Source organism: Enterobacter sp. BWH52 (genome assembly GCF_001037565.1).
GTDB classification, from domain to species: Bacteria; Pseudomonadota; Gammaproteobacteria; order Enterobacterales; family Enterobacteriaceae; genus Enterobacter; species Enterobacter hormaechei_C.
Map to the genome: position 1 here is coordinate 372,511 of NZ_KQ089854.1, position 18,834 is coordinate 391,344.

Annotated in this window: 16 protein-coding genes and 1 tRNA gene; 15 read left to right on the plus strand and 2 right to left on the minus strand. The window is 56.2% G+C overall.

Annotated features, from left to right (window positions below; all coding sequences use genetic code 11):
- Positions 1-17 precede the first annotated feature (17 nt).
- A tRNA-Gly gene (locus tag SK47_RS01810) sits at positions 18-93 on the plus strand.
- A gap of 270 nt (positions 94-363) precedes the next feature.
- On the opposite strand, the gene queG is transcribed toward SK47_RS01810, so the two are convergent.
- Entirely contained in the window at positions 364-1,503 is a 1,140-nt protein-coding gene (gene queG, locus SK47_RS01815) for a tRNA epoxyqueuosine(34) reductase QueG (protein ID WP_023324039.1), read from the minus strand.
- On the opposite strand from queG, the gene nnr reads away from it, so the two are divergent.
- The 14 genes from nnr to rlmB all read left to right on the plus strand — a co-directional run bounded on the left by nnr (position 1,502) and on the right by rlmB (position 17,275).
- Positions 1,502-3,025, plus strand: coding sequence for a bifunctional ADP-dependent NAD(P)H-hydrate dehydratase/NAD(P)H-hydrate epimerase (gene nnr / locus SK47_RS01820; RefSeq protein ID WP_032634386.1), 1,524 nt, complete (start codon positions 1,502-1,504; stop codon positions 3,023-3,025). The genes queG and nnr overlap by 2 nt on opposite strands.
- A complete protein-coding gene (tsaE, locus tag SK47_RS01825; protein ID WP_048243396.1) occupies positions 3,018-3,479 on the plus strand; it encodes a tRNA (adenosine(37)-N6)-threonylcarbamoyltransferase complex ATPase subunit type 1 TsaE in 462 nt (153 codons plus the stop codon). The genes nnr and tsaE overlap by 8 nt, the downstream gene beginning before the upstream one ends.
- A 16-nt stretch (positions 3,480-3,495) precedes the next feature.
- Entirely contained in the window at positions 3,496-4,839 is a 1,344-nt protein-coding gene (gene amiB, locus SK47_RS01830; protein ID WP_023315257.1) for an N-acetylmuramoyl-L-alanine amidase AmiB, read from the plus strand.
- A 9-nt stretch (positions 4,840-4,848) separates the two neighbouring features.
- Positions 4,849-6,693 carry a DNA mismatch repair endonuclease MutL gene (mutL, locus tag SK47_RS01835; protein WP_022650252.1) on the plus strand — a complete coding sequence of 615 codons (1,845 nt, stop codon included), beginning with the start codon at positions 4,849-4,851 and terminating at the stop codon, positions 6,691-6,693.
- On the plus strand, positions 6,686-7,636 hold the full coding sequence (gene miaA, locus SK47_RS01840; RefSeq protein ID WP_003855989.1) for a tRNA (adenosine(37)-N6)-dimethylallyltransferase MiaA: 951 nt from the start codon (positions 6,686-6,688) through the stop codon (positions 7,634-7,636). Before mutL ends, miaA begins: the two co-directional genes overlap by 8 nt.
- Before the next feature lie 85 nt (positions 7,637-7,721).
- Positions 7,722-8,033: an RNA chaperone Hfq gene (hfq, locus tag SK47_RS01845; protein ID WP_003855990.1), complete on the plus strand. Its 312-nt coding sequence runs from the start codon at positions 7,722-7,724 to the stop codon at positions 8,031-8,033.
- A 74-nt stretch (positions 8,034-8,107) separates the two neighbouring features.
- Positions 8,108-9,388, plus strand: coding sequence for a ribosome rescue GTPase HflX (hflX, locus tag SK47_RS01850; RefSeq protein WP_003855991.1), 1,281 nt, complete (start codon positions 8,108-8,110; stop codon positions 9,386-9,388).
- Positions 9,389-9,444: 56 nt separating this feature from the next.
- A complete protein-coding gene (gene hflK, locus SK47_RS01855) occupies positions 9,445-10,704 on the plus strand; it encodes an FtsH protease activity modulator HflK (RefSeq protein WP_022650254.1) in 1,260 nt (419 codons plus the stop codon).
- Positions 10,705-10,706: 2 nt separating this feature from the next.
- Positions 10,707-11,711 (plus strand): protease modulator HflC, encoded by a 1,005-nt coding sequence (hflC, locus tag SK47_RS01860; protein ID WP_003855994.1) that lies wholly within the window; start codon positions 10,707-10,709, stop codon positions 11,709-11,711.
- Between the two features lie 71 nt (positions 11,712-11,782).
- Positions 11,783-11,980, plus strand: a complete 198-nt coding sequence (locus tag SK47_RS01865) for a DUF2065 domain-containing protein (RefSeq protein ID WP_003855996.1) — start codon at positions 11,783-11,785, stop codon at positions 11,978-11,980.
- Positions 11,981-12,083: 103 nt separating this feature from the next.
- Positions 12,084-13,382, plus strand: a complete 1,299-nt coding sequence (locus SK47_RS01870; RefSeq protein ID WP_003855997.1) for an adenylosuccinate synthase — start codon at positions 12,084-12,086, stop codon at positions 13,380-13,382.
- 192 nt (positions 13,383-13,574) lie between these two features.
- A complete protein-coding gene (gene nsrR, locus SK47_RS01875) occupies positions 13,575-14,000 on the plus strand; it encodes a nitric oxide-sensing transcriptional repressor NsrR (RefSeq protein WP_003855998.1) in 426 nt (141 codons plus the stop codon).
- Positions 14,001-14,038: 38 nt separating this feature from the next.
- Positions 14,039-16,480 (plus strand): ribonuclease R, encoded by a 2,442-nt coding sequence (rnr, locus tag SK47_RS01880; protein ID WP_023315260.1) that lies wholly within the window; start codon positions 14,039-14,041, stop codon positions 16,478-16,480.
- A gap of 63 nt (positions 16,481-16,543) precedes the next feature.
- Positions 16,544-17,275 carry a 23S rRNA (guanosine(2251)-2'-O)-methyltransferase RlmB gene (gene rlmB, locus SK47_RS01885; RefSeq protein ID WP_003856001.1) on the plus strand — a complete coding sequence of 244 codons (732 nt, stop codon included), beginning with the start codon at positions 16,544-16,546 and terminating at the stop codon, positions 17,273-17,275.
- A 91-nt stretch (positions 17,276-17,366) separates the two neighbouring features.
- On the opposite strand, the gene SK47_RS01890 is transcribed toward rlmB, so the two are convergent.
- The gene (locus tag SK47_RS01890) at positions 17,367-18,641 is read right to left on the minus strand and encodes an MFS transporter (protein ID WP_023315262.1); all 1,275 of its coding nucleotides are present in this window, start codon (positions 18,639-18,641) and stop codon (positions 17,367-17,369) included.
- Positions 18,642-18,834: the final 193 nt, after the last annotated feature.

The window sequence follows — 18,834 nt, forward strand, 5'->3', positions numbered from 1 at the left end:
AGCACCAGAACACCCAAGCGGGAATAGCTCAGTTGGTAGAGCACGACCTTGCCAAGGTCGGGGTCGCGAGTTCGAGTCTCGTTTCCCGCTCCAAATTCTTCTTCATCTCCAGATTATCCACAGCGAAGTGCTTCGTTGGGGACGTTTTCTATTGTATCTGAAATACTCTTGTGAACAGAGTTATCCACAGAAACCGTGATAAAATCAGTCTGTACGAAATGTTAGCAGGGTGAATAATATCTTCGTAATTCCCTGTGATTTATGAAGAAAATTTGATTTCAAAATGTTATTGAGATCACTTGACCTGTTTGCCAGAGCTGATGGCGCCTGAATTCTTATTTTTACTCACAGCCTGTGAATATATCACACATCCCGCGGCAGCCCTTTTTCAATCACCCTGACCAGACGCTGTTTCTTCGGTAACTGCACTTCAACTATGCCTGCATTTCGCTTCTCAATTTGCTGCGCAATCGCCCATTCTATGTGCTCATCAAGAAGTGGGTGCTCACCTCTGCGGCTTTCGAGCGCCTGAAGATTTGCCTCATCCCACGGGGCATTCCCCAGCGCAACGGCCACATTACGCAGCCAGCGCAGGTGGCCGATACGACGTATGGCGGAACCCTCCGTCACCTTCAGGAACCAGGCTTCGCTCCAGGCGAACAGTTCGATCAACTGCGGGGCATGTAACGCCTTGCGCGGACTGAAGTCTTCTTCGTCCGTCAACTGTGAATAACGGTTCCACGGACAAATCAGCTGACAGTCATCACAGCCGTAGATGCGGTTGCCAATAAGCGGACGAAACTCCTCTGGAATAGCGCCTTCCAGCTCGATAGTGAGATAAGAGATACAGCGGCGCGCATCAACGGTATACGGTTCGACAATCGCGCCCGTCGGGCAGATGGTCATACAGGCCACACAGCGGCCACAACCTTCTTCCACCGGACTGTCTACCGGAAGAGGTAAATCAATCAGTAGTTCACCCAGGAAAAAGAATGAGCCCGCGTCGCGGCTTAAGATAAGTGAGTGCTTACCTGTCCAGCCGAGCCCGGCTTTTTCGGCGATCGGGCGCTCAAGAATAGGCGCAGAATCGACAAAGGGTCTAAAATTCAGCGAAACACAGTGCTGCTGAATGGTTTCCCCGAGCTTTTTTAGACGGTTGCGTAGAAGTTTATGGTAATCACGCCCCAGCGCGTATCGGCTGACGTAACCCAGCGAAGGATTTTTTAGCGTGCGCGCAAAGGCCGCGTTAGCAGGCAGATAGTTCATGCGTACGCTAATAACGCGCAGCGTACCCGGCAACAGCTCGTGGGGGCGGGCACGCATCATACCGTGACGCGCCATCCACTCCATCTCGCCGTGGTATTGTTTATCCAGCCATGCCTGGAGCTTAGGCTCACTGGCAGAGAGGTCGGTGTCAGTAATACCGACCTTCTGGAAGCCCAGTTCAGCACCCCACTGTTTTATTTTTTGCGCTAATTCATTGAGATCGAGGGGCTGTGACATGACGGACCATACTGTGAAGAAAAACCTCGCAAGTATACCACATTCCATCTGGCATGCGGATGACCTCCGTCGGGCCGAGAAAGAGGCCGCAGATAGCCTCGGCATTACCCTTTACGAACTGATGCAGCGCGCGGGCGAGGCGGCGTTTAACGTGGCGCGCACGGCTTATCCGGATGCCTCGCACTATCTGATCCTGTGCGGGCACGGCAATAACGGTGGCGATGGCTATGTGGTGGCTCGTCTTGCGGTGGCGGCGGGGCTGCGCGTCACCCTGATGGCGCTGGAGAGCGACAAGCCGCTACCGGAAGAGGCTGGCATGGCGAGAGAGGCCTGGCTGAATGCGGGGGGCATTATTCATGCGCCTGATATTATCTGGCCCGAGGATGTCGACGTGATTGTTGATGGTCTGCTGGGGACGGGACTGATGCGCGCGCCTCGCGATGACGTCGCCGCGCTGATTACGCGCGCTAATGCGCACCCCGCCCCGGTGGTAGCGCTGGATATTCCCTCCGGCCTGATGGCACAAACCGGCGCGACGCCGGGCGTGTCGATTGAGGCGGCGCACACCGTGACCTTTATCGCCCTGAAGCCGGGGCTGCTTACCGGGAAAGCGCGGGATGTCGTGGGCACGTTACACCACAACGCCCTGGGGCTGGAAAACTGGCTGATCGGACAGGATACCCACATCACCCGCTTTGATGCCTCCCAGCTTGCACAGTGGCTACCGCCGCGTCGTCCCACCTCCCATAAGGGTGACCATGGCCGACTGCTGATTATTGGTGGCGATCATGGCACGGCAGGTGCGATTCGAATGACCGGAGAGGCCGCGTTGCGCAGCGGCGGCGGATTAATACGCGTGCTGACCCGCAGCGAAAACATTCCGCCCATTATTACCGCGCGGCCGGAGCTGATGGTCCACGAGCTTACCCCGCAGGCGATTGAAAAGGGTCTTGAGTGGGCGGACGTGGTGGTCATTGGTCCGGGCCTGGGTCAGCAGGAGTGGGGTAAACAGGCCCTGCAAAAGGCCGAGAATTTTCGTAAACCGATGCTCTGGGATGCCGACGCGCTTAACCTTCTGGCAATAAACCCGGATAAGCGTCACAATCGCATTCTGACGCCGCACCCCGGCGAAGCCGCACGGCTGCTTAACTGTAGCGTGGCAGAAATTGAAAGCGATCGCTTACTTTCAGCCCAACGTCTGGTAAAACGTTACGGAGGTGTTGCCGTTTTGAAAGGGGCGGGAACCGTTATCGCCAGCGATGATGCGATGGGCATCGTTGATGCCGGTAATGCAGGCATGGCGAGCGGCGGCATGGGCGATGTGCTCTCTGGCATCATTGGCGCATTGCTCGGACAGAAACTTCCCCTTTATGATGCAGCCTGTGCGGGCTGCGTGGCCCACGGTACGGCGGCTGACAGGCTGGCTGCTCGTTACGGAACGCGCGGTATGCTGGCCACCGATCTTTTTTGCACGCTGCGGCGTGTTGTTAACCCGGATGTGATTGACGTAGAAAATGACTAATCGAGCGATTCCTTTACCTGATGAACAAGCCACTTTAGATCTCGGCAAGCGCGTGGCGCAGGCCTGTCAGGGGGCGACCGTCATTTATCTGTATGGTGATTTAGGCGCGGGTAAAACAACCTTCAGCCGTGGCTTTTTGCAGGCGTTAGGCCATAACGGGAACGTAAAAAGCCCGACCTACACGCTGGTGGAACCGTACACGCTTGAAAATATCATGGTGTACCACTTTGATTTATATCGTCTTGCGGACCCGGAGGAGCTGGAATTTATGGGGATCCGCGATTACTTTGCCAACGACGCCATCTGCCTGGTGGAGTGGCCGCAACAAGGTGCGGGTGTGCTGCCTGACCCGGATGTCGAAATTCACTTAGATTACCAGGCACAAGGGCGTGAGGCACGCATCAGTGCGGTTTCCACATCAGGCTGTTCCTTACTGGCGCGTTTAGCCGGTTGAGCGTAGGGATAACGGGATGATTAATCGCGTTAAAGGTTGGGTGCTGGCTGCCACGGTCCTGCTGTGCGCGCAGGTCGGGGCGGCCAGCCTCTCGGATATTCAGGTGTCGAATGGCGATAGCCAGGCCCGCATTACGTTCAGCTTTATGGGCGATCCTGAATATGCTTTCTCACAAATCGACAGCCGCAGCGTGGCGCTCGATATTAAACAGACCGGGGTGATCCAGGGGCTGCCGCTCCAGTTCAGCGGCAACAATCTGGTGAAAAGCATCCGTTCGGGAACGCCGAAGGATACGCAGTCTCTGCGTCTGGTGGTCGATCTCACCGAAAAGGGCAAAACGAAGGCGGTTAAGCAGCAAAACGGCGCCAATTATACGGTGGTCTTTACCATTAATGCTGATGTTCCGCCGCCGCCGCCACCGCCTGCACCTGTTGTAGCAAAACGCGTGGAAGCGCCGGTTTATACCCCAAGGCCGTCTGAGCCAGCCCGTAATCCGTTTAAATCACAAAATGACCGACTTACCGCCGTGACCAGCAGCAACACGGTGACGCGTCCGGCGGTCAGCGCGCGGCGAACACCGGTCAGTGGCGACAAAGTGATTATCGCCATCGACGCCGGACACGGCGGGCAAGATCCTGGCGCGATTGGCCCGGGCGGCACGCGGGAGAAAAACGTCACTATCGCCATTGCCCGTAAGCTGCGTGCGCTTCTGAATGACGATCCGATGTTTAAAGGGGTCATGACCCGCGACGGAGATTACTTTATTTCAGTGATGGGACGCTCGGATGTGGCGCGTAAGCAAAACGCCAACTTCCTGGTGTCGATTCACGCGGATGCTGCGCCGAACCGTAACGCCACCGGCGCGTCGGTATGGGTGCTGTCGAACCGTCGAGCCAACAGTGAAATGGCGAACTGGCTTGAAGAGCACGAGAAGCAATCTGAACTGTTAGGCGGGGCAGGCGATGTGCTGGCAAACAGCCAGGCCGATCCGTATCTCAGCCAGGCGGTACTGGATTTACAGTTCGGTCATTCTCAGCGCGTCGGGTATGATGTCGCCACTAACGTACTGAGCCAGCTGCAAAGCATTGGATCGCTGCATAAGCGTCGCCCGGAGCATGCAAGCCTTGGTGTCCTGCGTTCGCCGGATATCCCGTCGATTCTGGTAGAGACGGGCTTTATCAGTAACCATGGTGAAGAGCGTTTACTGGGAAGCGACAGCTATCAGCAGCAAATTGCCGAAGCGATTTATAACGGTCTGCGTAAATACTTTGACGCGCATCCGCTTCAGTCTGCGCCGCAGGGCGGGGCAGCCCAGACGGCAAGCGCCGCGCTGCCGGGTGAAATGACCGCGACTAATTAAGGAGAGTTCATGCCGATTCAGGTTCTACCGCCGCAGCTCGCGAACCAAATCGCCGCCGGTGAGGTGGTGGAACGCCCTGCGTCGGTGGTGAAGGAACTGGTGGAAAACAGCCTCGATGCAGGGGCGACCCGCATTGATATCGATATCGAACGCGGGGGCGCAAAGCTTATTCGCATTCGTGATAACGGCTGTGGCATCAAAAAGGACGAACTGGCGCTGGCGCTGGCGCGTCATGCCACCAGTAAAATTGCCTCACTTGACGATCTGGAAGCGATTATAAGCCTGGGTTTTCGCGGCGAAGCGCTGGCCAGTATCAGCTCCGTTTCCCGCTTAACGTTGACCTCCCGCACGGCCGACCAGCAGGAAGCCTGGCAGGCCTACGCCGAAGGGCGCGATATGGACGTCACGGTTAAACCTGCGGCGCACCCGGTAGGCACCACGCTTGAAGTGCTGGATCTCTTCTATAACACGCCCGCCCGGCGCAAGTTTATGCGAACCGAGAAGACCGAATTCGGACATATCGACGAGATCATCCGCCGCATCGCGCTGGCGCGCTTTGATGTCACCCTCAACCTCAGCCATAACGGTAAGGTGATGCGCCAGTATCGCGCGGTGGCGGAGGGTGGACAAAAGGAGCGTCGGTTGGGCGCCATCTGCGGCACACCGTTTCTGGAAAAGGCGCTGGCCATTGAGTGGCAGCATGGCGATCTGGCCCTGCGTGGCTGGGTTGCCGATCCGAACGCCAGCAGCGCCGCGTTCGCAGAAATTCAGTATTGCTACGTCAACGGCCGCATGATGCGCGACCGCCTGATTAACCACGCTATTCGACAGGCCTGCGAAGATAAGCTCGGCGCCGATCAACAGCCCGCCTTTGTGCTTTATCTGGAGATCGACCCGCACCAGGTTGACGTTAACGTGCACCCCGCCAAGCACGAGGTGCGTTTCCACCAGTCGCGCCTGGTGCATGATTTCATCTACCAGGGCGTTGCCGCTGTATTGCAGCAGCAGGCAGAGCCAGAGTTGCCGCTGGCAAAAGAAGAGCCCGCGCCGCGCCCACTGCCGGAAAACCGCGTGGCGGCCGGGCGTAACCATTTTGCCGAACCGGCGGTCGCGCGCGAGCCGGCTGCTCCACGTTTATCCCCGGCGGGCAACGCGCCGCGACCAACCGGTGCCAACTATCCCAACGCTCAGCCGGGCTACCACAAACAGCAGGGGGCGCTGTACCGCAAACTGCTGGATACGCCGGCGGTGGAGCATAAAGAGCACATCACGGTTTCAACCCCCTCTCTGGATGGGCATAGCCAGAGTTTTGGTCGGGTATTGACCATTATTGCTCCCGACATGGCGTTGCTTGAACGCGAAGGTAAACTGCTGTTGCTGGCGCTTTCCGTGGCGGAGCGCTGGCTCAAACAGGCGCAGTTAACCCCGGGGGTGAATGCCGCCTGCGCGCAGCCGCTGTTGATCCCCGTTCGCCTGAAAATATCCCCTGAAGAAACAGGGGTTTTGCGGCGCGTGCAGACGCAACTGGCCGAAATGGGGATTGAAATCGTACTGGACGCGCAGCATGTGACAATTCGCGCAGTGCCTTTACCCTTACGCCAACAAAATTTACAAAACTTGATTCCTGAACTGATAGGCTACCTGGCGCAGCAAACGACGTTTGATGCCGCCGATACCGCGCAGTGGATCGCCCGCCATCTGGCCAGCGAGCATGCACCGTGGAGTATGGCGCAGGCGATTACCGTTCTGGCGGAGGTGGAGCGCCTCTGTCCACAGCTGGTGAAAGCGCCTCCAGGTGGTTTGTTACAACCTGTTGATTTACAAACGGCGATGACCGCCCTGAAACATGACTGATGTAAGTAAGGCGAGCCTGCCAAAGGCGATTTTTCTAATGGGGCCAACGGCCTCCGGCAAAACGGCGTTAGCCATTGAGTTACGTAAAGTTTTGCCAGTAGAGTTGATTAGCGTTGATTCAGCCCTCATCTACCGAGGGATGGACATCGGCACGGCGAAGCCCAACGCAGACGAACTGCGTGCGGCACCGCACCGTTTACTGGATATTCTCGACCCGGCACAGGCTTACTCCGCGGCAGATTTTCGCCGCGACGCCTTAGCCGAGATGGCCGAGATTACCGCCGCGGGACGCATACCGCTGTTAGTTGGCGGCACGATGCTCTACTTTAAGGCGCTGCTGGAGGGGTTATCGCCTCTGCCATCGGCCGATCCGGAAGTGAGAGCGAAGATTGAGCGGCAGGCGGCAGAGCAGGGGTGGGACGTTTTGCACAGGCAACTGGAAGAGATTGACCCGGTTGCCGCAGCGCGGATCCACCCAAACGATCCGCAAAGGCTTTCCCGGGCACTGGAAGTTTTTTTCATTTCGGGTAAAACTTTAACGGAACTGACGCAAACGTCAGGAGACGCTCTGCCGTATCAGGTGCATCAGTTCGCCATCGCCCCGGCGAGCCGTGAACTGCTCCATCAACGAATTGAGCAGCGTTTTCATCAGATGTTGGCTTCAGATTTTGAAGCAGAAGTGCGGGCGCTTTTTGCCCGTGGAGATTTGCATACGGACATGCCTTCCATTCGTTGTGTGGGGTACCGCCAGATGTGGTCGTATCTTGAAGGCGAGATTTCATACGATGAAATGGTTTATCGAGGTGTTTGCGCCACGAGACAGTTAGCGAAGCGCCAGATCACCTGGTTACGCGGTTGGAAGGGGGTTCACTGGTTAGACAGTGAAAAACCACAACAGGCGTTAAACGAAGTGATTGAGGTTATTGGTGATATCGCTGACTGAATGTGTACAATTAAGCCGTATCGTGCGCAATTTTTCAGAATCGCAAGGTTCTAAGTACAAAACAAGCATATAAGGAAAAGATAGAATGGCTAAGGGGCAATCTTTACAAGATCCGTTCCTGAACGCATTGCGTCGGGAGCGTGTTCCAGTTTCTATTTATTTGGTGAATGGTATTAAGCTGCAAGGTCAGATTGAGTCTTTCGATCAGTTCGTGATCCTGTTGAAAAACACGGTCAGCCAGATGGTCTATAAGCACGCGATTTCTACTGTTGTTCCGTCCCGTCCGGTATCTCATCACAGCAATAACGCTGGCGGCGGCACTGGCAGTAACTACCATCACGGCAGCAACGCGCAGGGTTCTTCAACACCAGCGCAGGACAGCGAAGAAACCGAATAAGGTTTTGGGCTGTTATCCACACGGGGAGCCAGGGATCCTGCGTTCCCCGCTGATCTTTTTAGAGAGGTTTACGCTTGTTTGACCGTTATGACGCCGGTGAGCAGGCGGTGCTGGTACACATCTATTTTTCGCAAGACAAAGATATGGAAGACCTCCAGGAGTTTGAATCTCTGGTCTCTTCCGCCGGTGTCGAAGCAATGCAGGTGATTACCGGTAGCCGTAAAGCGCCGCACCCGAAGTATTTTGTAGGTGAAGGTAAAGCAGTAGAAATTGCGGATGCCGTAAAAGCAACCGGCGCATCTGTTGTGCTGTTTGATCATGCGCTGTCTCCGGCTCAGGAACGTAACCTGGAAGCTCTCTGCGAATGCCGTGTTATCGATCGCACGGGGTTGATCTTAGATATTTTTGCTCAGCGTGCGCGTACCCACGAGGGTAAGTTGCAGGTTGAGCTGGCGCAGTTGCGCCATCTGGCGACGCGTCTGGTGCGTGGCTGGACACACCTTGAAAGACAAAAAGGCGGGATTGGTTTGCGCGGCCCGGGTGAAACCCAGCTCGAAACCGACCGCCGTTTACTGCGTGGGCGTATTACCCAGATCCTTTCACGTCTGGAACGTGTAGAGAAACAGCGCGAGCAGGGGCGTCGGGCGCGAACCAAAGCCGACATTCCTACGGTGTCGCTGGTGGGCTATACCAACGCCGGTAAATCCACCCTGTTTAACCAGATAACCGAGGCCCAGGTGTATGCCGCAGACCAGCTGTTTGCGACCCTGGACCCAACGCTGCGCCGTATTGATGTTGCAGACGTCGGTGAAACGGTGCTGGCGGATACCGTAGGGTTTATTCGCCATCTGCCGCACGATCTGGTCGCGGCGTTTAAAGCGACGTTGCAGGAGACGCGTCAGGCGACCCTGCTACTGCATGTGATTGATGCGGCTGACGTACGCGTGCAGGAGAACATCGACGCGGTGAACGTGGTGCTCGAAGAGATCGACGCCCACGAAATTCCTACCCTGTTGGTGATGAACAAGATCGATATGCTGGACGATTTTGAACCGCGTATTGACCGAGACGAAGAGAACAAACCGATTCGGGTCTGGCTGTCTGCTCAGGCCGGGATTGGTGTGCCACTGCTTTTCCAGGCTTTGACAGAACGTCTTTCCGGTGAGGTAGCTCAGCACACGCTGCGACTGCCGCCACAGGAAGGCAGGCTGCGCAGCCGGTTTTATCAGCTTCAGGCGATAGAAAAAGAGTGGATGGAGGATGACGGCAGCGTGGGGATGCAGGTGCGTATGCCGATCGTTGACTGGCGTCGCCTCTGTAAACAAGAACCTGCGCTGGCGGACTATATCGTCTGATCAGAAAGGGGAAGCCTGAAAAATTCGCCCTTGCATAACAAATATGGAGCATATACATGGCGTGGAATCAGCCCGGTAATAACGGACAAGACCGCGACCCGTGGGGAAGCAGCAATAATCAAGGCGGCAACTCTGGGGGAAATGGCAACAAAGGTGGTCGCGAGCAGGGGCCGCCGGATCTGGATGATATCTTCCGCAAACTGAGCAAAAAGCTTGGTGGCCTTGGCGGAGGAAAAGGTTCTGGCTCGGGTGGCAATTCCACTCAGAGTCCGCGCCCGCCAATGGGTGGCCGCGTGGTGGGCATTGTCGCCGCTGCGGTAGTAATCATCTGGGCAGCCAGCGGGTTCTACACCATTAAAGAAGCAGAACGCGGCGTGGTCACCCGTTTCGGTAAGTTCAGCCATCTGGTTGAACCGGGCCTGAACTGGAAGCCGACCTTCATTGATGACGTGACCGCGGTTAACGTGGAGTCCGTCCGTGAACTGGCCGCCTCTGGCGTGATGTTGACCTCTGACGAGAACGTGGTGCGCGTTGAGATGAACGTACAGTACCGCGTGACCGATCCGGAACGTTATCTGTTTAGCGTGACCAGCGCCGATGACAGCCTGCGTCAGGCGACCGACAGCGCCCTGCGTGGCGTGATCGGTAAATACACCATGGACCGTATCCTGACCGAAGGTCGTACCGTTATTCGTAGCGATACCCAGCGTGAGCTGGAAGAGACCATCCGTCCGTACAACATGGGTATCACCCTGCTGGACGTCAACTTCCAGGCTGCACGTCCGCCGGAAGAGGTGAAAGCCGCCTTTGACGATGCGATTGCCGCGCGTGAAAACGAACAGCAGTACATCCGTGAAGCGGAAGCGTACACCAACGAAGTTCAGCCGCGTGCAAACGGTCAGGCGCAGCGTATTCTGGAAGAAGCGCGTGCGTATAAGACCCAGACCATCCTGGAAGCACAGGGTGAAGTGGCTCGCTTCGCGAAGATCCTGCCGGAATATAAAGCCGCGCCGGAAATTACCCGTGAGCGTCTCTATATCGAGACCATGGAAAAAGTGCTGAGCCATACGCGTAAAGTGCTGGTTAACGACAACAAAGGCGGAAACCTGATGGTCCTGCCGCTGGATCAGATGCTGAAAGGCGGTTCTGCACCGACAGCAAAAGACAACAGCGGTGCGAACAACCTGCTGCGTCTGCCACCGGCCTCCTCTGGCAGCGCCAGCGCGAACACAACGCCTTCTTCGAACGATGGTGACATTATGGACCAACGCCGTGCCAACGCGCAGCGTAACGACTACCAGCGTCAGGGGGAATAAGGATGCGTAAGTCAGTTATTGCGATCATCATCATTGTACTGGTCGTGCTCTACACCTCCATCTTTGTGGTGAAAGAGGGCGAGCGTGGGATCAAGTTCCAGTTCAGCAGCGTCGTGCGTGACGGCGACAAGCGTCCGGTGATTTATGAGCCGGGTCTGCACTTTAAGATCCCGTTCATTCAGTCAGTGAAAACGCTCGATGCGCGTATCCAGACCATGGATAACCAGGCCGATCGTTTCGTGACCAAAGAGAAGAAAGACCTGATCGTTGATTCCTATATCAAATGGCGCATCAGCGATTTCAGCCGCTACTTCCTGGCAACCGGGGGTGGCGACGTTTCTCAGGCAGAAGTGCTGCTGAAACGTAAGTTCTCTGACCGTCTGCGTTCTGAAATTGGTCGTCTGGATGTGAAAGACATTGTGACCGACTCCCGTGGTCGCCTGACGCTGGAAGTGCGTGATGCGCTGAACTCCGGCTCTGCGGGCACCGAGGATGAAGTTGAAACCCCGGCGGCAGACGATGCGATTGCCAAAGCGGCTGAACGTGTTCAGGCTGAAACCAACGGTAAAGTGCCGGTGATCAACCCGAACAGTATGGCGGCGCTGGGCATCGAAGTGGTTGATGTGCGCATCAAGCAGATCAACCTGCCAGCGGAAGTGTCCGAGGCGATCTACAACCGTATGCGCGCCGAGCGTGAAGCGGTAGCCCGTCGTCACCGTTCACAGGGTCAGGAAGAAGCGGAAAAACTGCGCGCGGCAGCGGACTATGAAGTCACCAAGACGCTGGCGGAATCTGAGCGCCAGGGTCGTATCCTGCGCGGTGAAGGTGATGCGGAAGCCGCGAAACTGTTTGCTGATGCATTCAGCCAGGATCCGGACTTCTATGCCTTCATTCGTAGCCTGCGCGCTTACGAGAATAGCTTCAAGAGCAACCAGGATGTGATGGTGCTCAGCCCGGACAGCGATTTCTTCCGTTATATGAAGACGCCGACCAACGCAACGCGATAAACTCAGGCTCGTTTGAGTATTCAAACCACCGCTCTTCACGGAGCGGTGGTTTTCTTTTATAAGGATGAAAAATGAATTCAACGATCTGGCTCGCGCTGGCCCTGGTTTTGGTGCTGGAAGGCCTCGGCCCGATGCTTTATCCGCGCGCATGGCGCCGGATGATCGCCACCATGAGCCAACTGCCGGATAATATTTTGCGTCGTTTTGGCGGTGGTCTTGTGGTTGCTGGTATCGTTATCTACTACATGTTGAGGAAAACGATTGGCTGATCAAAAACTAACCGCAATTGGCATATTTTAGGGTCAAAAAGTGCTGTATATCTGAAAAAGCGATGGTAGAATCCATTTTTAAGCAAACGGTGATTTTGAAAAAATGGGTAACAACGTCGTCGTACTGGGCACCCAATGGGGTGACGAAGGTAAAGGGAAGATTGTTGATCTTCTGACTGAACGGGCTAAATATGTTGTACGCTACCAGGGCGGTCACAACGCAGGCCATACTCTCGTAATCAACGGTGAAAAAACCGTCCTCCATCTTATTCCATCAGGCATCCTTCGCGAAAACGTCACCAGCATCATCGGTAACGGCGTTGTGCTGTCTCCAGCTGCGCTGATGAAAGAGATGAAAGGTCTGGAAGACCGTGGTATCCCTGTTCGTGAGCGTCTGCTGCTCTCCGAAGCCTGCCCGCTAATCCTGGACTATCACGTGGCGCTGGACGTGGCGCGTGAAAAAGCGCGTGGCGCGAAAGCGATCGGCACCACCGGTCGTGGCATCGGCCCGGCTTACGAAGATAAAGTGGCTCGTCGCGGTCTGCGCGTCGGTGACCTCTTCGACAAAGCAACCTTCGCTGAAAAACTGAAAGAAGTGATGGAATATCACAACTTCCAGCTGGTGAACTTCTATAAAGCCGAAGCCGTTGACTACCAGAAAGTGCTGGATGACGTCATGGCGATTGCAGACATTCTGACCGGTATGGTTGTTGATGTGTCCGATCTGCTGGACCAGGCGCGCAAGCGTGGCGATTTCGTCATGTTCGAAGGTGCGCAGGGTACCCTGCTGGACATCGACCACGGTACCTATCCGTACGTTACGTCCTCTAACACCACCGCGGGTGGCGTGGCGACCGGCTCTGGTCTGGGTCCACGTTATGTGGATTACGTTCTGGGCATCATCAAAGCGTACTCCACACGCGTGGGTGCGGGTCCATTCCCGACCGAACTGTTTGATGAAACCGGCGAGTTCCTCTGCAAGCAGGGTAACGAGTTTGGCGCGACCACCGGTCGTCGTCGTCGTACCGGCTGGCTGGACGCCGTTGCCGTACGTCGCGCAGTGCAGATCAACTCCCTGTCTGGCTTCTGCCTGACCAAGCTGGACGTACTGGACGGCCTGAAAGAAGTGAAAATCTGCGTTGGCTACCGCATGCCAGATGGCCGCGAAGTGACCACCACTCCGCTGGCTGCTGACGACTGGGAAGGCATTGAGCCAATCTACGAAACCATGCCGGGCTGGTCTGAGACCACCTTCGGTGTGAAAGAGCGTAGTGGCCTGCCAAAAGCCGCGCTGGACTACATCAAGCGCATTGAAGAACTGACCGAAGTGCCGATCGATATTATTTCTACCGGCCCGGATCGTACTGAAACGATGATCCTGCGCGACCCGTTCGACGCATAATCTTCGTGACTGCTGGCCTGCGGGGAAACCCGTAGGCCGGATAAGCGCAGCGCCATCCGGCGACCGCTCCTGGATCTCCGCTTTTTCGCCCCGTCTGTCAAATAAATTAGCCGCTAACTATCTGGCTGGTTTATCATCATTAATGAATATCTCTGCGGTTTAACCGCGTTTTCCCTTTTTCCTGAGGTTGATGTGCAGTTAACAAGTTTCACCGATTACGGCTTACGCGCGCTGATTTACATGGCGTCGTTACCCGATGGGAAGATGACCAGCATCTCTGAAGTCACAGAGGTGTACGGTGTGTCCCGTAATCATATGGTCAAAATAATCAATCAACTTAGTCGTGCCGGATACGTTGCTGCCGTCCGCGGGAAGAATGGAGGGATCCGTCTCGGTAAACCGGCACAGAGTATCCGTATTGGCGATGTGGTACGTGAACTGGAGCCGCTCTCTCTGGTGAACTGTAGCAGCGCGTTCTGCCACATTACGCCCGCTTGCCGCCTGAAACAGGCGCTTTCAAAGGCCGTGCAAAGTTTTCTCAAGGAACTGGATAACTACACGCTGGCCGATTTGGTTGAAGAGAATCAACCGCTTTATAAATTATTGCTGGTGGAATGAAGAAAATTTCCACCGGAGCTGACAACGGAGGAACCGACATGTCACAAGATCCTTTCCAGGAACGCGAAGCCGAAAAATACGCGAATCCTATCCCCAGCCGCGAGTTCATCATTGAACACTTAACAAAACGCGAAAAACCCGCCAATCGTGAAGAACTTGCCGTTGAATTAAACATTGAAGGTGAAGAGCAAATTGAAGCCCTTCGCCGCCGCCTGCGCGCCATGGAGCGTGACGGGCAGCTGGTCTTTACTCGTCGCCAGTGCTACGCGCTGCCAGAACGCCTCGACCTGCTGAAAGGCACCGTTATTGGTCACCGCGATGGCTTCGGCTTCCTGCGCGTGGAAGGCCGTAAAGACGATCTGTACCTCTCATCCGAACAGATGAAGATGTGTATTCACGGCGACCAGATCCTGGCGCAGCCGCTGGGTGCAGACCGTAAAGGCCGCCGCGAAGCGCGCGTGGTCCGCGTGCTGGTGCCGAAAACCAGCCAGATCGTTGGCCGTTACTTTACCGATGCGGGCGTAGGTTTTGTGGTGCCGGACGACAGCCGTCTGAGCTTCGACATTCTCATCCCGCCTGAAGAGGTGATGGGCGCACGCATGGGCTTTGTGGTGGTGGTTGAACTCACCCAGCGCCCAACTCGTCGCACAAAAGCGGTAGGTAAAATCGTCGAAGTGCTGGGCGATAACATGGGCACCGGCATGGCCGTTGATATGGCGCTGCGCACCCATGAAATTCCGTACGTCTGGCCGAAAGCGGTTGAAGACCAGATCGAAAACCTGCGTGAAGAAGTGCCGGAAGAGTCCAAAGCAGGCCGCGTGGATCTGCGCGATCTGCCGCTGGTCACCATTGATGGTGAAGACGCCCGTGACTTCGATGATGCCGTGTACTGTGAGAAAAAACGTGGTGGTGGCTGGCGTCTGTGGGTGGCTATCGCGGATGTGAGCTACTACGTACGTCCACACACGCCGCTGGATAACGAAGCGCGCAGCCGCGGTACATCGGTCTACTTCCCGTCGCAGGTTGTACCGATGCTGCCAGAAGTGCTCTCCAACGGCCTGTGTTCCCTCAACCCGCAGGTGGACCGCCTGTGTATGGTCTGCGAAATGACCATCTCCAGCAAGGGACGTCTGACGGGCTATAAGTTCTACGAAGCAGTGATGAGTTCCCATGCGCGCCTGACCTATACCAAGGTCTGGCATATGTTGCAGGGCGATCAGGATCTGCGCGAACAGTACGCGCCGCTGGTCAAACACATCGAAGAGCTGCACAACCTCTACAAAACGCTGGATCAGGCGCGCGAAGAGCGCGGCGGGATCTCCTTTGAGAGCGAAGAAGCGAAGTTTATCTTCAACGCCGAGCGCCGCATTGAGCGTATCGAACAGACCCAGCGTAACGATGCGCACAAGCTGATTGAAGAGTGTATGATCCTGGCAAACATCTCGGCGGCACGTTTCGTTGAGAAAGCCAAAGAGCCTGCGCTGTTCCGTATTCACGACAAGCCAACCACGGAAGCCGTAACCTCGTTCCGCTCCGTGCTGGCTGAACTCGGCCTGGAGCTGCCTGGCGGTAATAAGCCTGAGCCACGCGATTACGCCGAGCTGCTGGAATCCATCAGCGATCGTCCTGACGCGGAAATGCTGCAAACCATGCTGCTGCGCTCCATGAAGCAGGCGATTTACGATCCGGAAAACCGGGGCCACTTTGGTCTGGCCTTACAGTCGTACGCGCACTTTACCTCGCCGATCCGCCGTTATCCGGATCTGTCCCTGCACCGTGCGATCAAGTATCTGCTGGCGCACGAGCAGGGTCATAAAGGCAATACGACCGAAACCGGAGGGTATCACTACTCCATGGAAGAGATGCTGCAACTGGGCCAGCACTGTTCCATGACCGAGCGTCGTGCGGATGAAGCAACGCGCGACGTGGCGGACTGGCTGAAGTGTGACTTTATGCTGGATCAGGTGGGTAATATCTTTAAAGGCGTGATTGCCAGCGTCACCGGCTTTGGCTTCTTCGTGCGTCTGGATGAGCTGTTTATCGACGGTCTGGTGCACGTTTCAAGCCTCGATAACGATTACTACCGCTTCGACCAGGTCGGACAACGTCTGATCGGCGAATCCGGCGGCCAGACCTACCGTCTGGGAGATCGGGTGGAAGTGAAGGTTGAAGCCGTGAATATGGACGACCGTAAAATCGACTTCAGCCTCATCTCCAGCGAGCGTGCTCCGCGTAACGTCGGGAAAACCGAGCGTGAGAAAGCGAAAAAAGGTGGCAACGGTAAAGCGGGCGGCAAGCGACGTCAGGCAGGTAAAAGAGTAAACTTTGAGCCAGACAGCGCTTTCCGTGGCGAGAAGAAACAGAAGCCCAAGGCGGCAAAAAAAGACGCTCGTAAAGCGAAAAAACCGTCGACCAAGACCCAAAAAATAGCGGCCGCGACCAAAGCGAAGCGCGCGGCGAAGAAACAGCAGGCGGAGTAATTTCCCCTCACCCTGACCCTCTCCCCAACGGGAGAGGGAAAATATTTATTACGAGAACCATCAATGAGTGAAATGATTTACGGCATCCACGCGGTGCAGGCCCTGCTGGAGCGCGCGCCGGAGCGTTTTCAGGAAGTTTTTATTCTGAAAGGGCGAGAAGATAAACGTCTGATGCCGCTGATCCACGCGCTGGAAGCGCAGGGCGTAGTGATCCAACTGGCGAACCGCCAGTATCTGGATGAGAAAAGCGAAGGAGCTGTACACCAGGGCATTATCGCGCGCGTGAAGCCAGGCCGTCAGTATCAGGAGAACGATCTGCCGGATCTGATCGCTGAGCTGGATAACCCGTTCTTCCTGATCCTTGATGGCGTAACCGACCCGCATAACCTGGGCGCGTGCCTGCGTAGCGCCGATGCAGCAGGCGTGCATGCGGTGATTGTGCCAAGAGATCGTTCCGCGCAGCTTAACGCTACCGCTAAAAAAGTTGCCTGCGGCGCGGCGGAAAACGTTCCGCTGATCCGCGTGACTAACCTGGCGCGCACCATGCGTCTGTTGCAGGAAGAGAATATCTGGATCGTCGGCACAGCCGGTGAAGCGGATCACACCCTGTATCAGAGCAAAATGACCGGCCGCATGGCGCTGGTGATGGGGGCAGAAGGTGAAGGCATGCGTCGTCTGACGCGCGAGCACTGCGACGAGCTGATCAGCATCCCGATGGCAGGCAGCGTGTCGTCCCTGAACGTTTCTGTTGCGACGGGTATCTGCCTGTTCGAAGCGGTGCGTCAGCGCGGGTAGCCTGTTGTGCCGGGTGGCGGCTTCGCCTCACCCGGCCTACAAAAGCATGGTAACGTAGGCCCGCTAAGCGCAGCGCCACCGGGCAACAATCTCACTCCTCTAACGACCGTAAATGGTCATCCTTCCTCAGCGTCATCAGCGCGAAAATACTCACCACCGCCGTTGCCATCACGTAGTACGCCGGAATATCCAGATTGCCCGTCTCTTTAATCAGCCCGGTAATGATCAGCCCCGCGCAGCCCGAGAAGATCGCATTCGACAGAGAATAGGCCAGCCCCAGCCCGGTATAACGCACGCGCGTCGGGAACATCTCAGACAGCATTGCCGGCCCCGGCCCTGCCAGCATCCCAACCAGACCTCCCGCAATCAGCACCACAATCGCTTTGACCGCCAGCGTACTGGTTTCCGCCTGCAAAATTTTCAGCAGCGGCAGGGCGAGGATCAGCAGGAGCACGGTGGAGATAATCATCACCGTCCGCCGCCCGATCCTGTCGCTCAGCATGCCCGACGGAATGATCGTGAGCGCAAACCCAATGTTAGAAATCACCGCAATCAGCAGCGCCTGGTTAAAACCGGTGTGCAGCGCAGATTGCAGATAGGTCGGCATAATCACCAGATAGGTATAGCCCGCCGCAGACCAGACCATCACGCGGCCAATGCCCATCAGGATGGTTTTGAACGTGGCGGCGGTGGTGGCCTGAGTAACAACCGGTTTTTCCCGTTGCTGCACAAAGCTCGGCGTCTCTTCCATGCTCACCCGCAGCCATAGCGCGACCGCACCCATCGGCAACGCCAGGAAGAACGGAATGCGCCAGCCCCAGTCGTGCAAGGCTTCAGGGGAGAGCAGGGCAGAGAGCAACGCGACAATACCTGCGCCCGCTAACAGTCCGAGCGCCACGGTGAAGGACTGCCATGCCCCGTAAAGACCGCGCTTGCCGCGCGGGGCGAACTCCGTCATCAATGAGACCGCACCGCCATACTCACCGCCCGCGAACAGTCCTTGCAGAATACGCAGGAGCGTAACGATCAGCGGCGCGGCAATCCCGATACTGGCGTAGACCGGCACAATACCGATGGCAGCGGTGGCGAGCGTCATCAATACCAGCACGATAATCAGCGTCGGTTTGCGGCCAATCCTGTCGCCAATGCGGCCAAAGACCACCGCACCCAGCGGACGGAAGAAGAAAGCGATGGCGAACGAGGCCCAGGTAAGGATCAGGCTGGTGAGCTCCGCTTCCCCCTCAAGCTGGAAGAAGTTTCTGGCAATCACCGTTGCCAGAAAACCGTAGACCGCAAATTCATACCACTCGATGAAATTACCGATGGAGCCTGCAATTAATGCACGCTTGTGCGCATCCTGTTGCATAACGATCCTCACAAAAACGGGGTAAGAATAAATTATTCAGCATTAGTGAAGTAATGAAATAGTTTATTCTTATGTTCTGTGAGCTATTTCACGAATGATATCAACACGATCGTCATCGTGTGACCCCCCTCCCATGCAGCGTGCATGCCCTCTGTCCATACTTACCTTTATTGCCAATGAAAGGAGGGAGACA

Bases quoted from the DNA above. Each gene is read 5' to 3' on its own strand.
- SK47_RS01870 (WP_003855997.1), top strand. From the start codon at position 12,084: ATGGGTAACAACGTCGTCGTACTGGGCACCCAATGGGGTGACGAAGGT.
- tsaE (WP_048243396.1), top strand. From the start codon at position 3,018: ATGACTAATCGAGCGATTCCTTTACCTGATGAACAAGCCACTTTAGAT.
- rlmB (WP_003856001.1), top strand. From the start codon at position 16,544: ATGAGTGAAATGATTTACGGCATCCACGCGGTGCAGGCCCTGCTGGAG.
- rnr (WP_023315260.1), top strand. From the start codon at position 14,039: ATGTCACAAGATCCTTTCCAGGAACGCGAAGCCGAAAAATACGCGAAT.
- queG (WP_023324039.1), bottom strand. From the start codon at position 1,503: ATGTCACAGCCCCTCGATCTCAATGAATTAGCGCAAAAAATAAAACAG.
- hflC (WP_003855994.1), top strand. From the start codon at position 10,707: ATGCGTAAGTCAGTTATTGCGATCATCATCATTGTACTGGTCGTGCTC.
- SK47_RS01890 (WP_023315262.1), bottom strand. From the start codon at position 18,641: ATGCAACAGGATGCGCACAAGCGTGCATTAATTGCAGGCTCCATCGGT.
- SK47_RS01865 (WP_003855996.1), top strand. From the start codon at position 11,783: ATGAATTCAACGATCTGGCTCGCGCTGGCCCTGGTTTTGGTGCTGGAA.
- nnr (WP_032634386.1), top strand. From the start codon at position 1,502: ATGACGGACCATACTGTGAAGAAAAACCTCGCAAGTATACCACATTCC.
- hflK (WP_022650254.1), top strand. From the start codon at position 9,445: ATGGCGTGGAATCAGCCCGGTAATAACGGACAAGACCGCGACCCGTGG.
- mutL (WP_022650252.1), top strand. From the start codon at position 4,849: ATGCCGATTCAGGTTCTACCGCCGCAGCTCGCGAACCAAATCGCCGCC.
- amiB (WP_023315257.1), top strand. From the start codon at position 3,496: ATGATTAATCGCGTTAAAGGTTGGGTGCTGGCTGCCACGGTCCTGCTG.
- miaA (WP_003855989.1), top strand. From the start codon at position 6,686: ATGACTGATGTAAGTAAGGCGAGCCTGCCAAAGGCGATTTTTCTAATG.
- hfq (WP_003855990.1), top strand. From the start codon at position 7,722: ATGGCTAAGGGGCAATCTTTACAAGATCCGTTCCTGAACGCATTGCGT.